The 15,563-nt window shown below is 71.2% G+C and carries 17 protein-coding genes; 3 read left to right on the top strand and 14 right to left on the bottom strand.

Annotated elements, in window-relative coordinates; genetic code table 11:
* Positions 1-38: 38 nt before the first annotated feature.
* The 3 genes from rplT to infC form a co-directional block, all read right to left on the bottom strand.
* Complete coding sequence (rplT, locus tag WFJ01_RS17810; RefSeq protein WP_045249837.1) at positions 39-425, bottom strand: 50S ribosomal protein L20; 387 nt, start codon at positions 423-425, stop codon at positions 39-41.
* Positions 426-457: 32 nt separating this feature from the next.
* Entirely contained in the window at positions 458-652 is a 195-nt protein-coding gene (gene rpmI, locus WFJ01_RS17805) for a 50S ribosomal protein L35 (protein WP_182253581.1), read from the bottom strand.
* Positions 653-742: 90 nt separating this feature from the next.
* A complete protein-coding gene (gene infC / locus WFJ01_RS17800) occupies positions 743-1,354 on the bottom strand; it encodes a translation initiation factor IF-3 (RefSeq protein ID WP_442928079.1) in 612 nt (203 codons plus the stop codon).
* A gap of 323 nt (positions 1,355-1,677) precedes the next feature.
* Here infC and WFJ01_RS17795 point away from each other — a divergent pair, with 323 nt between their 5' ends.
* Positions 1,678-2,064: a DUF1844 domain-containing protein gene (locus WFJ01_RS17795; protein ID WP_251447207.1), complete on the top strand. Its 387-nt coding sequence runs from the start codon at positions 1,678-1,680 to the stop codon at positions 2,062-2,064.
* Positions 2,065-2,089: 25 nt separating this feature from the next.
* Here WFJ01_RS17795 and WFJ01_RS17790 read toward each other — a convergent pair whose 3' ends face one another.
* The 6 genes from WFJ01_RS17790 to WFJ01_RS17765 all read right to left on the bottom strand — a co-directional run bounded on the left by WFJ01_RS17790 (position 2,090) and on the right by WFJ01_RS17765 (position 6,538).
* Positions 2,090-2,911: an SseB family protein gene (locus WFJ01_RS17790; protein ID WP_336629881.1), complete on the bottom strand. Its 822-nt coding sequence runs from the start codon at positions 2,909-2,911 to the stop codon at positions 2,090-2,092.
* The gene (priA, locus tag WFJ01_RS17785) at positions 2,895-3,641 is read right to left on the bottom strand and encodes a bifunctional 1-(5-phosphoribosyl)-5-((5-phosphoribosylamino)methylideneamino)imidazole-4-carboxamide isomerase/phosphoribosylanthranilate isomerase PriA (protein ID WP_251447203.1); all 747 of its coding nucleotides are present in this window, start codon (positions 3,639-3,641) and stop codon (positions 2,895-2,897) included. The genes WFJ01_RS17790 and priA overlap by 17 nt, the downstream gene beginning before the upstream one ends.
* Before the next feature lie 110 nt (positions 3,642-3,751).
* Entirely contained in the window at positions 3,752-4,402 is a 651-nt protein-coding gene (gene hisH / locus WFJ01_RS17780; RefSeq protein ID WP_251447201.1) for an imidazole glycerol phosphate synthase subunit HisH, read from the bottom strand.
* A complete protein-coding gene (hisB, locus tag WFJ01_RS17775) occupies positions 4,399-5,001 on the bottom strand; it encodes an imidazoleglycerol-phosphate dehydratase HisB (protein WP_251447199.1) in 603 nt (200 codons plus the stop codon). The genes hisH and hisB overlap by 4 nt, the downstream gene beginning before the upstream one ends.
* The gene (locus tag WFJ01_RS17770) at positions 4,998-6,083 is read right to left on the bottom strand and encodes a histidinol-phosphate transaminase (RefSeq protein WP_292888581.1); all 1,086 of its coding nucleotides are present in this window, start codon (positions 6,081-6,083) and stop codon (positions 4,998-5,000) included. Before WFJ01_RS17770 ends, hisB begins: the two co-directional genes overlap by 4 nt.
* A 98-nt stretch (positions 6,084-6,181) precedes the next feature.
* The gene (locus WFJ01_RS17765) at positions 6,182-6,538 is read right to left on the bottom strand and encodes a LysM peptidoglycan-binding domain-containing protein (RefSeq protein ID WP_251447195.1); all 357 of its coding nucleotides are present in this window, start codon (positions 6,536-6,538) and stop codon (positions 6,182-6,184) included.
* A 325-nt stretch (positions 6,539-6,863) separates the two neighbouring features.
* On the opposite strand from WFJ01_RS17765, the gene lexA reads away from it, so the two are divergent.
* Positions 6,864-7,550 carry a transcriptional repressor LexA gene (lexA, locus tag WFJ01_RS17760; protein WP_251447192.1) on the top strand — a complete coding sequence of 229 codons (687 nt, stop codon included), beginning with the start codon at positions 6,864-6,866 and terminating at the stop codon, positions 7,548-7,550.
* Positions 7,551-7,694: 144 nt separating this feature from the next.
* Here lexA and metE read toward each other — a convergent pair whose 3' ends face one another.
* Both metE and WFJ01_RS17750 read right to left on the bottom strand, forming a co-directional pair.
* Positions 7,695-10,016, bottom strand: a complete 2,322-nt coding sequence (gene metE / locus WFJ01_RS17755; RefSeq protein WP_336629880.1) for a 5-methyltetrahydropteroyltriglutamate--homocysteine S-methyltransferase — start codon at positions 10,014-10,016, stop codon at positions 7,695-7,697.
* Between the two features lie 35 nt (positions 10,017-10,051).
* A complete protein-coding gene (locus tag WFJ01_RS17750; protein WP_251447188.1) occupies positions 10,052-11,017 on the bottom strand; it encodes a methylenetetrahydrofolate reductase in 966 nt (321 codons plus the stop codon).
* Positions 11,018-11,164: 147 nt separating this feature from the next.
* Between WFJ01_RS17750 and WFJ01_RS17745 the strand changes: the two genes are divergently transcribed.
* The gene (locus tag WFJ01_RS17745) at positions 11,165-13,066 is read left to right on the top strand and encodes a S9 family peptidase (protein WP_336629879.1); all 1,902 of its coding nucleotides are present in this window, start codon (positions 11,165-11,167) and stop codon (positions 13,064-13,066) included.
* Between the two features lie 30 nt (positions 13,067-13,096).
* Here the strand turns inward: WFJ01_RS17745 and smpB are convergent, their stop codons facing one another.
* From smpB to ftsE, 3 genes are read right to left on the bottom strand one after another with little or no spacing between them, the layout of a single operon-like run.
* On the bottom strand, positions 13,097-13,573 hold the full coding sequence (gene smpB, locus WFJ01_RS17740; protein WP_251447183.1) for an SsrA-binding protein SmpB: 477 nt from the start codon (positions 13,571-13,573) through the stop codon (positions 13,097-13,099).
* A gap of 51 nt (positions 13,574-13,624) precedes the next feature.
* The gene (gene ftsX, locus WFJ01_RS17735; protein ID WP_251447181.1) at positions 13,625-14,539 is read right to left on the bottom strand and encodes a permease-like cell division protein FtsX; all 915 of its coding nucleotides are present in this window, start codon (positions 14,537-14,539) and stop codon (positions 13,625-13,627) included.
* A complete protein-coding gene (gene ftsE, locus WFJ01_RS17730; RefSeq protein ID WP_251447178.1) occupies positions 14,536-15,513 on the bottom strand; it encodes a cell division ATP-binding protein FtsE in 978 nt (325 codons plus the stop codon). The genes ftsX and ftsE overlap by 4 nt, the downstream gene beginning before the upstream one ends.
* Positions 15,514-15,563: the final 50 nt, after the last annotated feature.

The raw sequence follows: 15,563 nt of genomic DNA, 5'->3' as shown, positions 1-15,563 counted from the left end.
CGCCCCTTCGAGCCCTTCGACGGGCTCAGGAACCGTGCTTACGCAGCCGACTTGGGCGCGTTGACGTCCGCCGGCAGAGCCTTGCGGGCCGTCTCGACGAGAGCGGCGAAGGTCGCCGGCTCGTTCACCGCGAGCTCGGCGAGCATGCGGCGGTCGACCTGGACGCCGGCGAGACCGAGGCCCTGGATGAAGCGGTTGTACGTGATGCCGTTCTGGCGGGCAGCGGCGTTGATGCGCTGGATCCACAGACGACGGAAGTCGCCCTTGCGCTTGCGACGGTCGCGGTACGCGTAGACGAGGGAGTGGGTGACCTGCTCCTTCGCCTTGCGGTACAGGCGCGAGCGCTGGCCACGGTAACCCGAGGCGCGCTCGAGGATGACGCGGCGCTTCTTCTGAGCGTTGACGGCGCGCTTGACTCTAGCCATTTTCGTGTATTCCTATCGTGCGATCGGGCGCGTCAGCGGCCGAGGAGCTTCTTGGCGACCTTGGCGTCTGCCTTCGACAGCACCTGGTCCTGGTTGAGGCGGCGGGTGCGACGGCTCGACTTCAGCTCGAGGTTGTGGCGCATGCCGGCCTGCTGCTTCTTCAGCTTGCCGCTGCCGGTGATCTTGAAGCGCTTCTTGGCACCCGAGTGGGTCTTCTGCTTCGGCATCTTCTCTTCCTTCGTATGGCGCCCAGGTGGGCGACAGGGTTCTGCCCGCATGCAGCGGGAGGTCTGTGTGGGGCTACGGGATCCGGCGGATCACTCAGCCGGTGCGGCCGGTGCGGCCGGGGCGCTCGGCGCCGCGGGCGCCTTGGCGTCGCGGGCGGCCTGCTTGTTGGCCGCGCGCTGCGCGTCGCGCACCGCGTTCTGCTCGGCCTTCGCCTCGGACTTGTTCTTGAGCGGGGCGATCACCATGACCATGTTGCGTCCGTCGATGGTGGGGTTGGACTCCACCGTGCCGAACTCGGCCACGTCCTCGGCGAACTTGCGGAGGAGCCGCACGCCCTGCTCGGGACGGGACTGCTCGCGACCGCGGAACAGGATCATCGCCTTGACCTTGTCGCCGGACTTGAGGAAGCCCTCGGCGCGCTTGAGCTTGGTCGTGTAGTCGTGCGCCTCGATCTTCAGACGGAAGCGCACCTCCTTGAGGATGGTGTTCGCCTGGTTGCGGCGAGCTTCCTTCGCCTTCTGCGCAGCCTCGTACTTGAATTTGCCGTAGTCCATGATCTTGACCACGGGAGGCTTCGAGTTCGGGGCCACCTCGACGAGGTCGAGGTCGGCTTCCTGCGCAAGACGCAGCGCGGCCTCGATGCGGACGACGCCGATCTGCTCACCCGCGGGACCGACGAGGCGGACCTCGGGGACGCGGATGCGCTCATTGGTGCGGGGATCGCTGATGCGGACTCCTTAGACGATGGTTTCGGCCACCGCGATCCGGACGGATCACGGGCGAAAGCGGAATCGTCCCACCCGCCGGCACTCAGACGCCGGCGGCACCCTGACGCCTGCACAGCTGTCGCTGCGCGGTGCCTCCCGAGATGACTCGGGCTACCGACGTGAATCGGCGGAGTGCTGGACCCGGTAGCCTTGAGCGGCAAGCGCGGGTGGGAAGTGAATCCTCTTTCGTGCCGGGGCCTAAGCCCCGGAGCCCGCAGAAGTCTATCAGAAGGCAAGACCTTCGGAAAGCCGGCACAGTGAGCACTCCCGCGCCCGACGGCCACGAGCACGTCTCCCCCGTCTCCACGACCGATGACGGCGCCGCGGGAGCGGCCCGCGACATCGCCGACGTCGCCGCCGTCGAGGTCATCACCACGGCCGCCGTGCACCTGCTCAGCGCCGCCGCCGTCAAGGTCGGCCTCGCCGACGACCCTGAGTCGCAGAAGGACCTGGACGAGGCCCGCAAGCTCATCAACGCGCTCGCCGGGCTCATCACCGCCGCAGCACCGGAGATCAGCGACATGCACGCGCGCTCACTGCGCGACGGCCTGCGTTCGGTGCAGCTCGCCTTCCGCGAGGCGTCGGTGATCCCCGACCCGATCGGTCAGGGCCCGGGCGAGAAGTGGACCGGCCCGGTCACCTGACCGGGCCCGCCCTCCGGGGCGGAGCTCAGACGCCGGCGCGCAGCCGCACCGTGAGCGAGTCGACCAGCACGGCGATCCGGTCGTCCGCGGCCCAGCGCTGGGCGAGACGCGCCAACACTGCGTCCAGCGTCTCGCGGTCCATGCCCTGCACGAGCTCGAGGGTCACCACGAGCTCGGGGCCGCGCAGCCGCGCGTCCGGGTCGCCTGCCGAGACGGCGACGTCGATCACGGCGAGCTCGCTGCCGACGCTCGCCTGCAGCCCGGCGTAGACCTCGGGCGAGAAGAAGCTCGGCTCCCAGGGCTGGCCCTGCGCGACCGCCCACACGGCGGGGCGGCGCAGCACGAACTCGGTCGCGGATCCGGGATCCAGCACGATCAGCTCGGCGTCGCCGGACGACGCAGACAGCGCGACCCGCGCGGCCTCGACCGGGATGGGGCGCGCCACGGGGTCCCATGCGCGCAGGGTGTCGACGCTCGTGAACGCCGGCTGGACCGTGCGTCCGTCCGGCGACGCGACCGTCACGAGCGACAGCTCCTGCGTCTTGTCCACGGTCAGGCCGGACGGGGCGACACCCTCCTCGCCCTTCTCCGCGACGAGGGGCACCAGCACGCGCGCGGCGCGGAACGCGTCCACGACCTCGACCTGGGAGCCCTCCCCCGCGCGGAAGCGCGTCAGCGCATCCCAGAGCGCCGGATCCGCCGACCCGTCGTCACCGGCGCGGGTGTTCTCCTGGAACGAGCGACCGGCCCAGGGCACGCCGGCGGAGTCTCCGGTCCCGGCCGAGGCGTGCGGGCCGTGGTCGTGGTCGCACGCCGCGGACGCGGTGTCGTCAGGATCCGGCGACATCCAGCGCCTCGGCCAGGGTGAACGCACCGGCGTACAGCGCCTTGCCGACGATCGCGCCCTCGACGCCGAGCGGCACGAGCTCGCGCAGCGCGGCGATGTCGTCGAGGTTGGCGATGCCGCCCGAGGCCACGACGGGCTTCGGGGTGCGCGCGGTGATCTCGCGGAGCAGGTCGAGGTTCGGGCCCTTGAGGGTGCCGTCCTTCGTCACGTCCGTGACCACGTAGCGGCTGCAGCCCGCGTCCTCCAGGCGGTCCAGCACCGTCCAGAGGTCGCCGCCCTCCTTGGTCCAGCCGCGCGCCGCGAGCGTCGTGCCGCGGACGTCGAGGCCGACCGCGACCGCGTCGCCGTACCGGGCGATCACATCGGCGGCCCACTCGGGGTTCTCCAGCGCGGCCGTGCCGAGGTTGATCCGGGCGGCGCCCGACTCCATCGCGGCCTCGAGGCTCGCGTCGTCGCGGATCCCGCCGGAGAGCTCGACGTTGACACCGCGGAACTGCTTGATGACGCGACGCAGGATGGGCGCGTTGCTGCCGCGGCCGAACGCCGCGTCGAGGTCGACGAGGTGGATCCACTCGGCGCCCTGGTCGACCCACTCGGCGGCCGCGTCGAGCGGATCGCCGTAGCTGGTCTCGCTTCCGGCCTCGCCCTGGGTCAGGCGCACGGCCTGACCGCCGGCCACGTCGACGGCCGGGAGGAGGGTCAGGGAGGGGGACTGCGCGAACTCGTTCATGTCGTCCTTCGGGTCACGGTGCGCCGGCCCGCTGCAGGCTCGGCACGAGAGAAGAGAGTAGTCGGGGCGACGGTGGGGCACCAATCCCCTCCGCCGCACGGCCGCGGAGGTCAGAGCGTGGAGATCCAGTTGCCCAGAAGCCGGATCCCCGCATCGCCGGACTTCTCCGGGTGGAACTGCGTGGCCGAGAGCGGTCCGTTCTCGACAGCCGCGAGGAATCGCGATCCGTGCTCCGCCCAGGTGAGCCGCGGCTGCGGGAACGGGGGCATGACCTCCAGCTCCCAGGACTGCGCGGCGAACGAGTGCACGAAGTAGAACCGCTCGTGCTCGATGCCGCGGAACAGCACGCTGCCCTCGTCCGGCTCGACGGTGTTCCAGCCCATGTGCGGGAGCACCGGAGCATCGAGCTCCGTCACCACTCCCGGCCATTCGCCGAGCCCGTCGACCTCGGCCCCGCGCTCGACCCCGCCGGCGAACAGCACCTGCATGCCGACGCAGATCCCCAGCACCGGGCGACCGCCGGCGAGGCGACGCTCGATGATCTCATCGCCGCGGTGAGCGGCCAGGGCCTCGCGGACGGCGGCGAACGCGCCCACACCAGGGACCACGAGTCCGTCCGCCTCGAGGGCCTCCGTGCGATCGCCGGTCAGCCGGGCGTCCGCGCCGGCGCGGATGAGCGCCTTCACGGCCGAGTGCACGTTGCCGGAGCCGTAGTCGAACACCGCGACGGTGGGGCGACGCCCCTCGGCGGACGCGCTCACAGGGCGCCCTTGGTCGACGGCACACCGACCACCAGCGGGTCGAGGGCCTTCGCCTGCCGGAACGCACGCGCGAACGCCTTGAACTCGGCCTCCGCGATGTGGTGCGGGTCGCGGCCGCTGATCACGCGCACGTGCACGGTGAGGGCGGCGTTGTAGGCGATGGCCTCGAAGACGTGCCGCACGAGGGAACCCGTGAAGTGACCGCCGATGAGGTGGTGCTCGTAGCCCGCCGGCTCGCCCTCGTGCACGAGGTACGGCCGCCCGGAGATGTCGACGACGGCCTGCACGAGCGCCTCGTCCAGGGGCACGAGTGCATCGCCGTAGCGGGAGATCCCGCTCTTGTCGCCGAGGGCCTCCCGGATCGCCTGGCCGAGCACGATCGCGACGTCCTCCACCGTGTGGTGCGCGTCGATGTGGATGTCGCCCGAGGCGCGCACCGTGAGGTCGGTCAGCGAGTGCTTCGCGAACGCGGTGAGCAGGTGATCGAAGAAGGGCACCGAGGTGTCGATGTGGCTCTGACCGGTGCCGTCCAGGTTCAGCTCGAGCTCGATCGTCGACTCGGAGGTGGAGCGGGTGCGGCGGGCGGAACGAGCGGTCATGAGGCCGATCCTATCGAGGCGAGCGCGTCCAGGAACGCGGTGGTCTCGGCCTCGGTGCCGGCCGTGACGCGCAGGTGATTCGGGATCCCGACATCACGGATCAGGACCCCCTTGTCGTAGAGCGCGCGCCAGGTCGCGGCGGGGTCGGTCACGCCGCCGAACAGCACGAAGTTCGACCAGGAGCGATGCGGTGCGTATCCCAGCGCCTCGAGGGTCGCGGTGATGCGATCCCGCTGGGAGACGATCTCATCGACCATCCCCAGCATGATCGGCGCGTTGCGCAGCGCCGCGATCGCCGCCGCCTGGGTCAGCGCGCTGAGGTGGTAGGGCAGCCGCACCAGACGGAGCGCGTCGATGAACGCGGGGTCCGCGGCGAGGTAGCCGACCCGCGCCCCGGCGAAGGCGAAGGCCTTGCTCATCGTGCGCGAGACGGCCAGCCGCGGCCGCCCGTCGAGCAGGGACAGCGCGGAGGGCGAGTCCTTGGGAGCGAACTCCTGGTACGCCTCGTCCACGATGACGATGCCGCGGGCGGCGTCGTAGACGGCCTCGACCACCTCGAGCGGAAGGGGCGTCCCGGTGGGGTTGTTCGGCGCGCAGAGCAGGATCACGTCGGGGTCGTGCTCGCGCACCTGCGCGACCGCCTCGTCGACGGTGATCTCGTAGTCGGGGTGCCTCGTGCCGGCGACCCAGGTCGCACCCGTCCCCTGGGCCAGCAGGGGGTACATCGAGTACGTCGGGGCGAAGCCGAAAACCGTGCGCCCGGGACCGGCGAACGCCTGGAGGATGTGCTGGAGCACCTCGTTGGATCCGTTGCCCGCCCAGATGTTCGAGGCTTCGAGGCCGTGGCCGAGGTAGCCCGCGAACGCCTCCCGGAGCTCGGTGAACTCGCGGTCCGGGTAGCGGTTCACGTCGCGCAGCGCCACCGCGATGTCGTCGAGGATGTCGCTCGCGACGCTCTCGGGCACCGGATGGGTGTTCTCGTTCACGTTCAGCGCCACGGGCAGCGGCGCCTGCGGGGCTCCATACGGGCGGAGCCCGCGGAGGTCGTCACGAAGGGGTAAGTCGTCGAGCGAGGCAGTCACCCTGCCATGCTAGGCGGCTCGGATGTGCACCGGCGCACAGATGTCGGCGGTTGCAGAGCTCCGGCGGAGCACGGGTGCCGAGTCCGGCGCGGTGCGAGTCAGCGCTGCGTCGCGCTGTACTGCGCGGGGATCGCCAGGTGCTGACCGACCTCGATCACGCCGCCGCCGATCATGTTGAGCTGGGAGATGTCAGCCACGACGTCGCGCGGATCCGCGTCGGGTGCGATCTCGCCCGCGATCGACCACAGCGTGTCCCCGGGCTGCACCGTGACCGTCGCGAACGCGCCTCCCGCGGTGTGCTCGCCCGAGGCGAGAGCCGATCCCCCGCTCAGTGCGGCGAAGGCGATCCCGGCGGCCACCGGCAGCGCGACCAGCGCCGCCAGCACGCGCCGACCGCGGGCGGTGATCCGCAGACGCGTGGCGGGGACCGGTGCGGCGAAGGTGATGCTGCTCATGGTGCTTCTCCTCTGTTGTGTGCGGGTCCGCCTCTCCCCGGATCCCGATAGCTCCTCTGTGTGAGCTTCCGGGGGTCTGGGCCTCTGGAGAGGCGAACCTACGTTCCGAAACTACTTTCGAGTTCGAACATCTGTCAAGCGTTCTTCGAAAATCGGGGATCCGAATTCATCGACACGCTCGAACAGATCTACCGATTCCGCTCCGGTCTCGGATACGGTTTCGATAACAAGACCCCATCACGGACCACCGACATTCGAACCGCCGCCCCCGGACAGGCGGGATCGAACGGCTCCGCGAAGGCCGGACGCACACGAAGGAGATGGCATGAGCGACGGCGCGACCCCCGGCTCCGAGGCCCCGCGGACGCGGCGCCGCAAGAGCCTCAGTGCGAAGCAGATGGCGATCCTCGAGGTCATCCAGACCTCGATCGCCCGGTACGGCTACCCGCCGAGCATGCGCGAGATCGGCGACGCCGTCGGCCTCAAGTCGCTGAGCAGCGTGACGCATCAGCTCGGCCAGCTCGAGCTGAGCGGCTACCTGCGCCGCGACGCCGGCAAGACCCGCGCCATGGAGGTGCTGATCGACCTCCCGGGGACCTCCACGGAGAACCCCGCCGACACGGCGCCGTCGGTCGGCGACGCGGCCCTGGTGCCGCTCGTCGGCCGGATCGCGGCGGGTGTGCCGATCACGGCGGAGCAGCAGGTCGAGGAGATCTTCCCCCTCCCCCGCCAGCTCGTCGGCAAGGGCGACCTGTTCATGCTGAAGGTCTCCGGCGAGTCGATGATCGACGCCGCGATCTGCGACGGGGACTGGGTGGTCGTGCGCTCCCAGGGCACGGCCGAGAACGGCGAGATCGTCGCCGCGATGCTCGACGGCGAGGCCACCGTCAAGACGTTCCGCCGCCGCGACGGTCACGTGTGGCTGCTGCCGCGCAACAGCGCGTTCGAGCCCATCCTGGGCGATGACGCGACCGTGCTGGGCAAGGTCGTGGCCGTGCTGCGCGCGGTCTGATCCTCACGCGCCATCGCGCCATCGCGCCATCGCGCCATCCGCGCCGATACCCCCTCTGCGCACCGAGGCCCCCTCTCAGATCCGGATCTGAGAGGGGGCCTCGGCGCTGTGAGGGGGCCTCGACGAGCAGGACGACCTACACGGTCAGACCGCGACCGACACGTCCTCGCGGACGCGACGGGTGGCCTCGACGATGTTGCGCAGCGAGGCGTTGGTCTCCTCGTAGCCACGCGTCTTCAGGCCGCAGTCCGGGTTGACCCAGAGCTGACGCGTGGGGATCTCCTCGACGGCGCGACGCAGCAGCGTCTCGATCTCGGCGGTCTCCGGCACGCGCGGCGAATGGATGTCGTAGACGCCCGGGCCGATGCCGTGGTCGAAGCCCGAGGCGGCGATGTCGGTGACGACCTCCATGCGGCTGCGGGCGGCCTCGATCGACGTCACGTCGGCGTCCAGAGCGCGGATCGCGTCGATGACCACGCCGAACTCCGAGTAGCAGAGGTGGGTGTGCACCTGCGTGGCGGTCTCCGCACCGGCGGTGGAGAGACGGAACGAGGCGACGGACCAGTCGAGGTAGGCCGGCTGGTCGGCCTTCTTGAGCGGCAGCAGCTCGCGCAGCGCCGGCTCGTCGACCTGGATCACGCCGATGCCGGCGGCCTCGAGATCGGCGATCTCGTCGCGCAGCGCCAGCGCCACCTGGTTCGCGGTCTCCGCGAGCGGCTGGTCGTCGCGCACGAACGACCACGCCAGGATCGTGACGGGACCCGTCAGCATGCCCTTCATCGGCTTCGCCGTGAGGGACTGGGCGTACTGCGACCAGGCGACCGTGATCGGCGCGGGGCGGGAGACGTCCCCCCACAGGATCGACGGACGCGTGGCGCGGGATCCGTAGGACTGCACCCAGCCGTTCTCGGTGACGTCGAAGCCGTCGAGGTTCTCGGCGAAGTACTGCACCATGTCGTTGCGCTCGGGCTCGCCGTGCACGAGCACGTCCAGGCCCAGCTCCTCCTGGAGCTCGACGACACGGCCGATCTCGTCGCGGAGGAAGCCGTCGTACTCGTCGGCGGTGATCTCGCCCCGGGTGAACTGCGCACGGGCGCGACGGATCTCGCCGGTCTGCGGGAAGGATCCGATCGTGGTGAGCGGCAGCGCGGGCAGGTTCAGCGCGTTCTCCTGCGCCACGACGCGGGCGTCGTAGTCCCCGCGGCTGAAGTCGCCCTCGGTGAGGCCCGCGGTCCGCGCACGCACGGCCTCGACGCGCACGCCGGAGGCGCTCAGGCGATCGGCGAGAGCGGCGGACGCGGCGTCGAGCTCGGCGGCGATCGCGTCGCGGCCCTCGGCGAGACCCGTGGCGAGGGTCGTGACCTGGGCGACCTTCTGGTCGGCGAAGGCGAGCCAGCTCACCAGCCGGGCATCGAGCTTCGTCTCGTCCTCGACGTCGTGCGGCACGTGCTGCAGCGACGTGGAGGTCGCGGCGGAGACGCCGGCCGCGCCGAGACCGCGCAGCGCCTCGAGGGTGTCGAAGGCCGCAGCGAGGTCGCCGCGCCAGATGTTGTGACCGTCGATCACGCCGCCGACGAGCACCTTGTCCGCGAGTCCGGGGACGGCAGCGGGCACGGTGCCGCGCACCAGGTCGAGGCCGATCGCCTCGATCGGGGCCCCGGCGAGGACCTCGAGGTTCGCGTCGAGCGCCGCGTACGGCGCGGCGACGAAGATCGCCGGGCGCTCGGCGAGCCCGCCGAGGACGCCGTAGGCGCGTGCGGCGGCGGCGCCGAGCTCGGCGACCGAGGCGGGCAGGGACTCGCTCACGAGGGCCGGCTCGTCGAGCTGCACCCACTCCGCACCCGCGGCCTTGAGCGCGCCGAGCAGCTCGGCGTACACCGGCAGCAGGTCGTCCAGGCGCGACAGCGGGTCGAAGCCCGCGGGCGCCTCGTCGGCCGCCTTGGCGAGGGCGAGGAAGGTGACGGGGCCGACGACCACCGGACGCGTGCGGAAGCCGGCTTCCGCCGCCTCCTGCACCTGGCGCACGATGCGGTCGCTGGACAGCGAGAACACGGTGTCGGGGCCGATCTCCGGCACGAGGTAATGGTAGTTCGTGTCGAACCACTTCGTCATCTCGAGCGGCGCGCGCTCGCCTTCGCCGCGGGCGACGGTGAAGTAGGCGGGCAGGCCGATCGTGCCGTCCTCGGAGCGGAGATCCTCGAAGCGCGCCGGGATCGCGCCGACCGTGACGGCGGCGTCGAGCACCTGGTCGTAGTACGAGAACGACTCGGGGATCGCCGAGTCGTCACGGCCCAGCCCCTGCGCGGCGAGGCGCTCCCGGGTGGTCGCGCGCAGCTCGGCGGCGGTGCGCTCGAGCTCGGCCTCGTCGATCCGCCCGGCCCAGAACGCCTCGACGGCCTTCTTGAGCTCGCGGCGACGGCCGATGCGGGGGTAGCCCAGGACGGTGCCCTCGGGGAATGCGGTCATGACGGTCCTCTCTGACGGAAGGGGGAAGGTGCGGCTCAGCGCGCGCCGACGGTCTGGAGCACGCCGGCGTTCTCGAGCACGTCGAGCACGGTGCGGTGCTGGTTGAAGGCGTACAGGTGCACGCCGGGTGCGCCGCCGTCGACGAGCTCGCGAACGAGGGCGGCCGCCTGGGCGATGCCGATCTCGGTGCGCCCCTCGGCGGTGGGCTCGACCTCGAGCGCGATGGACAGTTCGGCGGGCAGCTCCTCGCCGCTGAGCTCCAGCACACGGCGGAGCCGGGCGGGCGAGGTGATCGGCATGATCCCGGGCAGGATCGGGATCGTCACCCCGGCGCGGCGGGCCCGCTCGACGAAGGCGAAGTAGTCGTCGGGATGGAAGAAGAGCTGCGTGATCGCGAGCGTCGCCCCCGCCGCCTGCTTGGCCAGCAGCGCGTCGATGTCCTGGTTCCGATAGGTCGAGCGCGGGTGCCCGTTCGGATAGGCGGCGACCGCGATGTTCACCTTGCGGCGCGGGGTCACCTGCACGGCGCCCGGGACGCCGGGGATGGGGCGCTCCTGGTAGGGCGCACGCTCGGCCTGCGCCCGGTCGATGAGCTGCACGAGCTGAGCCGAGCTCTCCAGGTCGCCGAGGAACGGCGCGCTCTCGTCGATCGGCGGATCCCCGCGCAGGGCGAGGAAGCTGAGGATCCCCGCGTCGAGGAACTCCCGGATCAGCCGGGAGGCCCCGGCGTACGTGCTGCCGACGCAGGTGAGGTGCGCCAGCGGCTCGACCGAGGTGTGCTCGCGGATGTAGCGCAGCACGTCGAGCGAGCGGCCCCCCACGGAGCCGCCGGCGCCGTAGGTGACGGAGATGAAGCGCGGCGTCACCGAGGCGAGCTGCTGGATGGTCTCATGCAGCGCCTCGACCGGCGCCGGGGTGCGCGGCGGATACAGCTCGAAGGAGATCGGCACGCGCGGCGCGACGACCCCGATCGGGGCGAACGGCGGCGCATCGAAGGACATCTCTCTCCTGCATCGGGGTGGTCCCCCCACGGTAGGCGGCGCCGAGGGGTGACGCATTCTGTGTTTCATCATGTGTCGCGCTCTCCGCGAACCGCACCCGGCCGGATCCGCGCCCGCGCCCGCCGCGCGCTCTTCTAGGCTCGAAGCATGAGCTCTGCACACGGTTCCTGGCCCTCCCCGCTGACCTCGGCCGACCTCGCCGCCGCCGGCGTGCGGATCGACGGCGCACGGTTCGCCGCGGACGGGATCTGGTGGAGCGAGTCGGTGCCGCAGGAGCGCGGACGCATGCGCGTGCTCCGCACCGCGCCCGACGGCACGGTGCACGAGGTGCTGCCGGCGCCGTGGAGCGCGCGCTCCCGCGTGCACGAGTACGGCGGCGGCGCGTGGACCGTGGCAGATGACGGCACGCTGTTCTTCGTCGACGGCGACGATCAGCGCGTGCGCCGGTGGGATCCGGAAGCCGTCGCACCCGTACCGCTGACGCCCTCGGGAGCGCAGTACGGAGGACTCCGGCTGCAGCAGGGGCGTCTCTTCGCCGTGCGGGAGGACCTGCGCCCCGACCCGCATGTGCGTGCCATCGTGGAGATCCCCGTCGACGGATCCGGGGCGGAGGACGACGAGGCCGTCCGCGTGATCGTCTCCCACGGCGGCTTCTACGCCCACCCCGCGCTCTCACCCGACGGATCCCGCCTCGCCTATGTGGTCTGGCCGGACACGCGCATGCCCTGGGACGCCGCCCTCGCCTGCGTCGTGGATCTCGCCTCGGGCGCCGACGGCGCGATCCCGAGCCGGGCGGCGCTGCAGCCCGAATGGGTCTCGGATGACGAGCTGCTGTTCGCCGATGATGCGACGGGCCGGTGGAATCTGCACCGCGCACGCATCGGCGCGCAGCCGGCGCCTCCGATCCCGACACCCCCCGCAACCCGCGAGGACTTCTCGCGCGCCGACGCCGACACCGGCGGCGGGCTCTGGGTGCTCGGCCAGCGCTGGTTCCGGATCCTGGACGACGGACGGATCCTCGCGGTCCGGACGAACGGCTCGGACTCGCTGGTCCTGCTGGACCGGGACGGCGCGCTCCTCCGCGAGCTGGACGTGCCGTTCGACGCCGACCTCAGCCTCGAGGATGCCCGTGGCTCCCGAGTGCTCGTCACGGGTCAGGGGCGGCGGGTCACCCCCGGTCTCTGGGAGCTCGACGTCGACGCCGGCACCGTTCGGGCGGTCCGCGCCGGCGACGCGGTGGATCCGGCCTGGGTGCCGGGGGCGCGCGCGGTGACCTTCACGGGACCGCACGGCCCCGTGCATGCGTTCGACCACGCGCCCGCCAACCCCGACGTCAGTGCGGAGCCGGGCGTCCTTCCCCCGTACATCGTGCAGGTGCACGGCGGCCCCACCGCGCACGCGACGGGAGCCCAGGCGAGCTGGATCACCGCGTTCACCAGCCGCGGGATCGGCGTGCTCGAGGTGAACTACGGCGGGTCGACCGGGTACGGCCGGGCCTACCGCGAGCGGCTCGACGGCCAGTGGGGCGTCGTCGACGTGGACGACGTCCTCGCCGCGGCGCAGGGTCTCGCCGACGCCGGCATCGCGGACCCGGCGCGCATCGCCATCCGCGGCGGCTCCGCCGGCGGATGGACCGTGCTGTCCGCACTCGTGCGCGGCGGGGTGTTCGCCGCGGGGATCGATCGCTACGGGGTCGTCGACCTCCGCCTTCTCGCGGAGGAGACGCACGACTTCGAGCGCTACTACCTGGACGGACTGGTCGGGCCGCTGCCCGAGGCCGAGCAGACGTACATCGACCGCTCGCCGCTCACCCACGCGGACCGGATCGACGTGCCCGTGCTGATCCTGCAGGGGGCGGATGACGCGGTGGTCCCGCCGTCGCAGTCCGAGGCGATCCGCGATGCGCTCGCCGCGCGCGGCGTGCGGCACGAGTACCTGCTGTTCCCCGGAGAGGGGCACGGATTCCGGCGGGCGGAGACGATCATCGCCGCGGCGGAGGCCGAACTGCGCTTCCTCGGCGAGGTGTTCGGGTTCGATCCTGCCCCGTAGCTCGGGCTCAGACGCCCGCGCGCGAAGAGGTCACTCCCCCAGGCGGTTGCGGGAGCGCATCGCGCGCTCCGCCTCGCGGGTGTCCTGACGCTCACGCAGGGTCTGCCGCTTGTCGTACTCGCGCTTGCCCTTCGCGAGGGCGATCTCGACCTTGGCGCGCCCATCCGAGAAGTACAGGCGCAGCGGGATGAGCGTGTAGCCACCGGCGGAGACCGCGTGCGAGAGCTTCGCGATCTCCTCCTTGTGCAGCAGGAGCTTGCGGATCCGCTTGGCCGAGTGGTTCGTCCAGTGCCCCTGCGAGTACTCCGGGATGTGTACCGCATCGAGGAACGCCTCGTTGCCCTTGATGAACGCGTATCCGTCCGTCAGGTTGGCGCGCCCCTGGCGCAGCGACTTCACCTCGGTGCCCGTGAGCACGAGTCCCGCCTCGTACGACTTCTCGAGGTTGTAGTCGTGACGTGCGCGACGATTGGTCGCGATGACCTTCTCCCCGCGTTCCCTGGGCATGGCGATCTCCTGATTCTGCGCCGCGCGGGCGCACGGCAGCCTGTCAGCCTATCAGGCGCGGAGCCACCGGCGGATCGCGAACCCGGCGCTGAGCGCCGCGAGGATCACGCCGATGCCGATCAGCACCGGGACGACGAGGAGCGCCTCGTTGAGGCCGACCCAGGTGGTGATGAACGCGACCCGCTTCGTCAGGTACTCCTGCACGCCGAAGTGGACGCCCAGCAGCACCGCGGCGCTCGCGAGCACCGAACCGATCACGGCGGCGAACACGCCCTCCAGGACGAACGGCGTCTGGATGAAGCGGTTCGACGCTCCGACCAGGCGCATGATCCCGATCTCCCGCCGTCGCGCGTACGCCGACAATCGGATCGTGGTGCCGATCAGCAGCACGGCCGCGATGAGCATCAGCACCGCGATCCCGACGGCGATGTACGTCGCGACGGTGAGCGCGTTGAAGAGGGGATCCAGGTACTCGAGCTGGTCCTTCACCTCGTCCACGCCCTTGAGGCCGCTGAAGGCCTCCGCGATCACGGCCGACTGGGTCTGGTCCTTGAGGTTCACCTTGAAGACGGCGTTGACCTGATCGGGGGTGAGCACACCGGCGTAGTCCTTGCCGACGAGCTTCAGCGTCTCCTGGTAGGCCTCGTCCGCCGTCTGGAACGAGCTCTTGGCGATCAGCGGCTTCAGCGTGTCGCCGTCGAGCTCGGCCTGGACGGCCTTGATCTGATCCTCCGTCGCGACGCCGCCGACGCACCCGGGCGACGTGGAGACCGAGGAGCACATGTAGATCGCGACCTGCGCGCGGTCCTGCCAGTAGGCCCGCATCGTGCCGATCTGGGCCTGCATGAGGATCGCCGCGCCGACGAACGTGAGGGACACGAACGTCACCAGCACGACGGAGATGACCATGGAGGCGTTGCGGCGCAGGCCGGTCAGCGCCTCGCCGAGGATGAGTCCGAACCTCATGACACGGGACCCACTTCCTCGTCGTCGCCGGTATCGAGCCCGAGCCGGTCGGCGACCCCGAGTTCGGCGAGGTCCACAGGCGGGACGACGATCGGCGGCGAAGCCGGCGGCGCGTCGTCGGCCGTCGAGGCCGTCGGTCGCGGATTCCTCGGCGCATCGGCGGGCGCGGGGGCGGCCACCGGTTCGGCGATCGCGGCCTCGGTCTCGCGGTGCACCTCCCGCACGGTCTGCAGCGCGGCGGTCGCCGCCGCACCGCGGATCGCCTCGGGCTCCAGACGCGGCACGTTGGAGGTGTCGCCGTAGCCGCCGCCGACCTCGTCGCGCACCATCTCGCCGTCGCGCAGCTCGATCACGCGGCGCTGCATCTGATCGACGAACGCCGCCTCGTGCGTGGCCATGACCACCGTGGTGCCGCCGGCGTTGATGCGCGCGAGCAGCTGCATGATGTCGACGGACGTGCCGGGGTCGAGGTTGCCGGTCGGCTCGTCGGCGAGCACGATCTGCGGGCGGTTGACGATGGCCCGGGCGATCGCCACGCGCTGCTGCTCACCGCCGGAGAGCTCGTGCGGCAGGCGCTTCTCCTTGCCGCTCAAGCCCACGAGCGCGAGGGCCTCGGGCACCGCCTGCTGGATGAAGCCCCGCGAGGCGCCGGTCACCTGCAGGGTGAACGCGACGTTCTGGTACACGGTCTTCGACGGCAGCAGACGGAAGTCCTGGAAGACCGACCCGATGCTGCGACGGAAGTAGGGGACCTTGCGGTTCGCGATGGACTTGAGGTCGCGCCCGAGCACGGCGACGCGGCCGGAGGTCGGCGACTCCTCGCGGAGGATCAGCTGCAGACAGGAGCTCTTCCCGGATCCCGACGCGCCGACGAGGAAGACGAACTCGCCTCGCTGCACCTCGAAATCGACCCCGGAGAGCGCGGGACGCTTGGTGCCGCGATAGCGCTTGGTGACGTTCTCGAATCGGATCATGGCGTGTCGAGCCTAAGCGGGCGTGGCCCGCAGCCCGCGAGCGACACCCC

Origin of the sequence: Microbacterium sp. MMO-35 (assembly GCF_037147555.1) — a bacterium.
Lineage (GTDB): Bacteria > Actinomycetota > Actinomycetes > Actinomycetales > Microbacteriaceae > Microbacterium.
Note: the sequence above shows the minus strand (reverse complement) of the source record. Positions and strands in the feature narration are given on the sequence as shown.

Coding starts and splice junctions, on each gene's coding strand:
- rplT (WP_045249837.1), bottom strand. CDS start 425: ATGGCTAGAGTCAAGCGCGCCGTCAACGCTCAGAAGAAGCGCCGCGTC.
- rpmI (WP_182253581.1), bottom strand. CDS start 652: ATGCCGAAGCAGAAGACCCACTCGGGTGCCAAGAAGCGCTTCAAGATC.
- WFJ01_RS17790 (WP_336629881.1), bottom strand. CDS start 2,911: ATGTCGCCGGATCCTGACGACACCGCGTCCGCGGCGTGCGACCACGAC.
- priA (WP_251447203.1), bottom strand. CDS start 3,641: ATGAACGAGTTCGCGCAGTCCCCCTCCCTGACCCTCCTCCCGGCCGTC.
- hisB (WP_251447199.1), bottom strand. CDS start 5,001: ATGACCGCTCGTTCCGCCCGCCGCACCCGCTCCACCTCCGAGTCGACG.
- WFJ01_RS17765 (WP_251447195.1), bottom strand. CDS start 6,538: ATGAGCAGCATCACCTTCGCCGCACCGGTCCCCGCCACGCGTCTGCGG.
- lexA (WP_251447192.1), top strand. CDS start 6,864: ATGAGCGACGGCGCGACCCCCGGCTCCGAGGCCCCGCGGACGCGGCGC.
- metE (WP_336629880.1), bottom strand. CDS start 10,016: ATGACCGCATTCCCCGAGGGCACCGTCCTGGGCTACCCCCGCATCGGC.
- WFJ01_RS17750 (WP_251447188.1), bottom strand. CDS start 11,017: ATGTCCTTCGATGCGCCGCCGTTCGCCCCGATCGGGGTCGTCGCGCCG.
- WFJ01_RS17745 (WP_336629879.1), top strand. CDS start 11,165: ATGAGCTCTGCACACGGTTCCTGGCCCTCCCCGCTGACCTCGGCCGAC.
- smpB (WP_251447183.1), bottom strand. CDS start 13,573: ATGCCCAGGGAACGCGGGGAGAAGGTCATCGCGACCAATCGTCGCGCA.
- ftsX (WP_251447181.1), bottom strand. CDS start 14,539: ATGAGGTTCGGACTCATCCTCGGCGAGGCGCTGACCGGCCTGCGCCGC.
- ftsE (WP_251447178.1), bottom strand. CDS start 15,513: ATGATCCGATTCGAGAACGTCACCAAGCGCTATCGCGGCACCAAGCGT.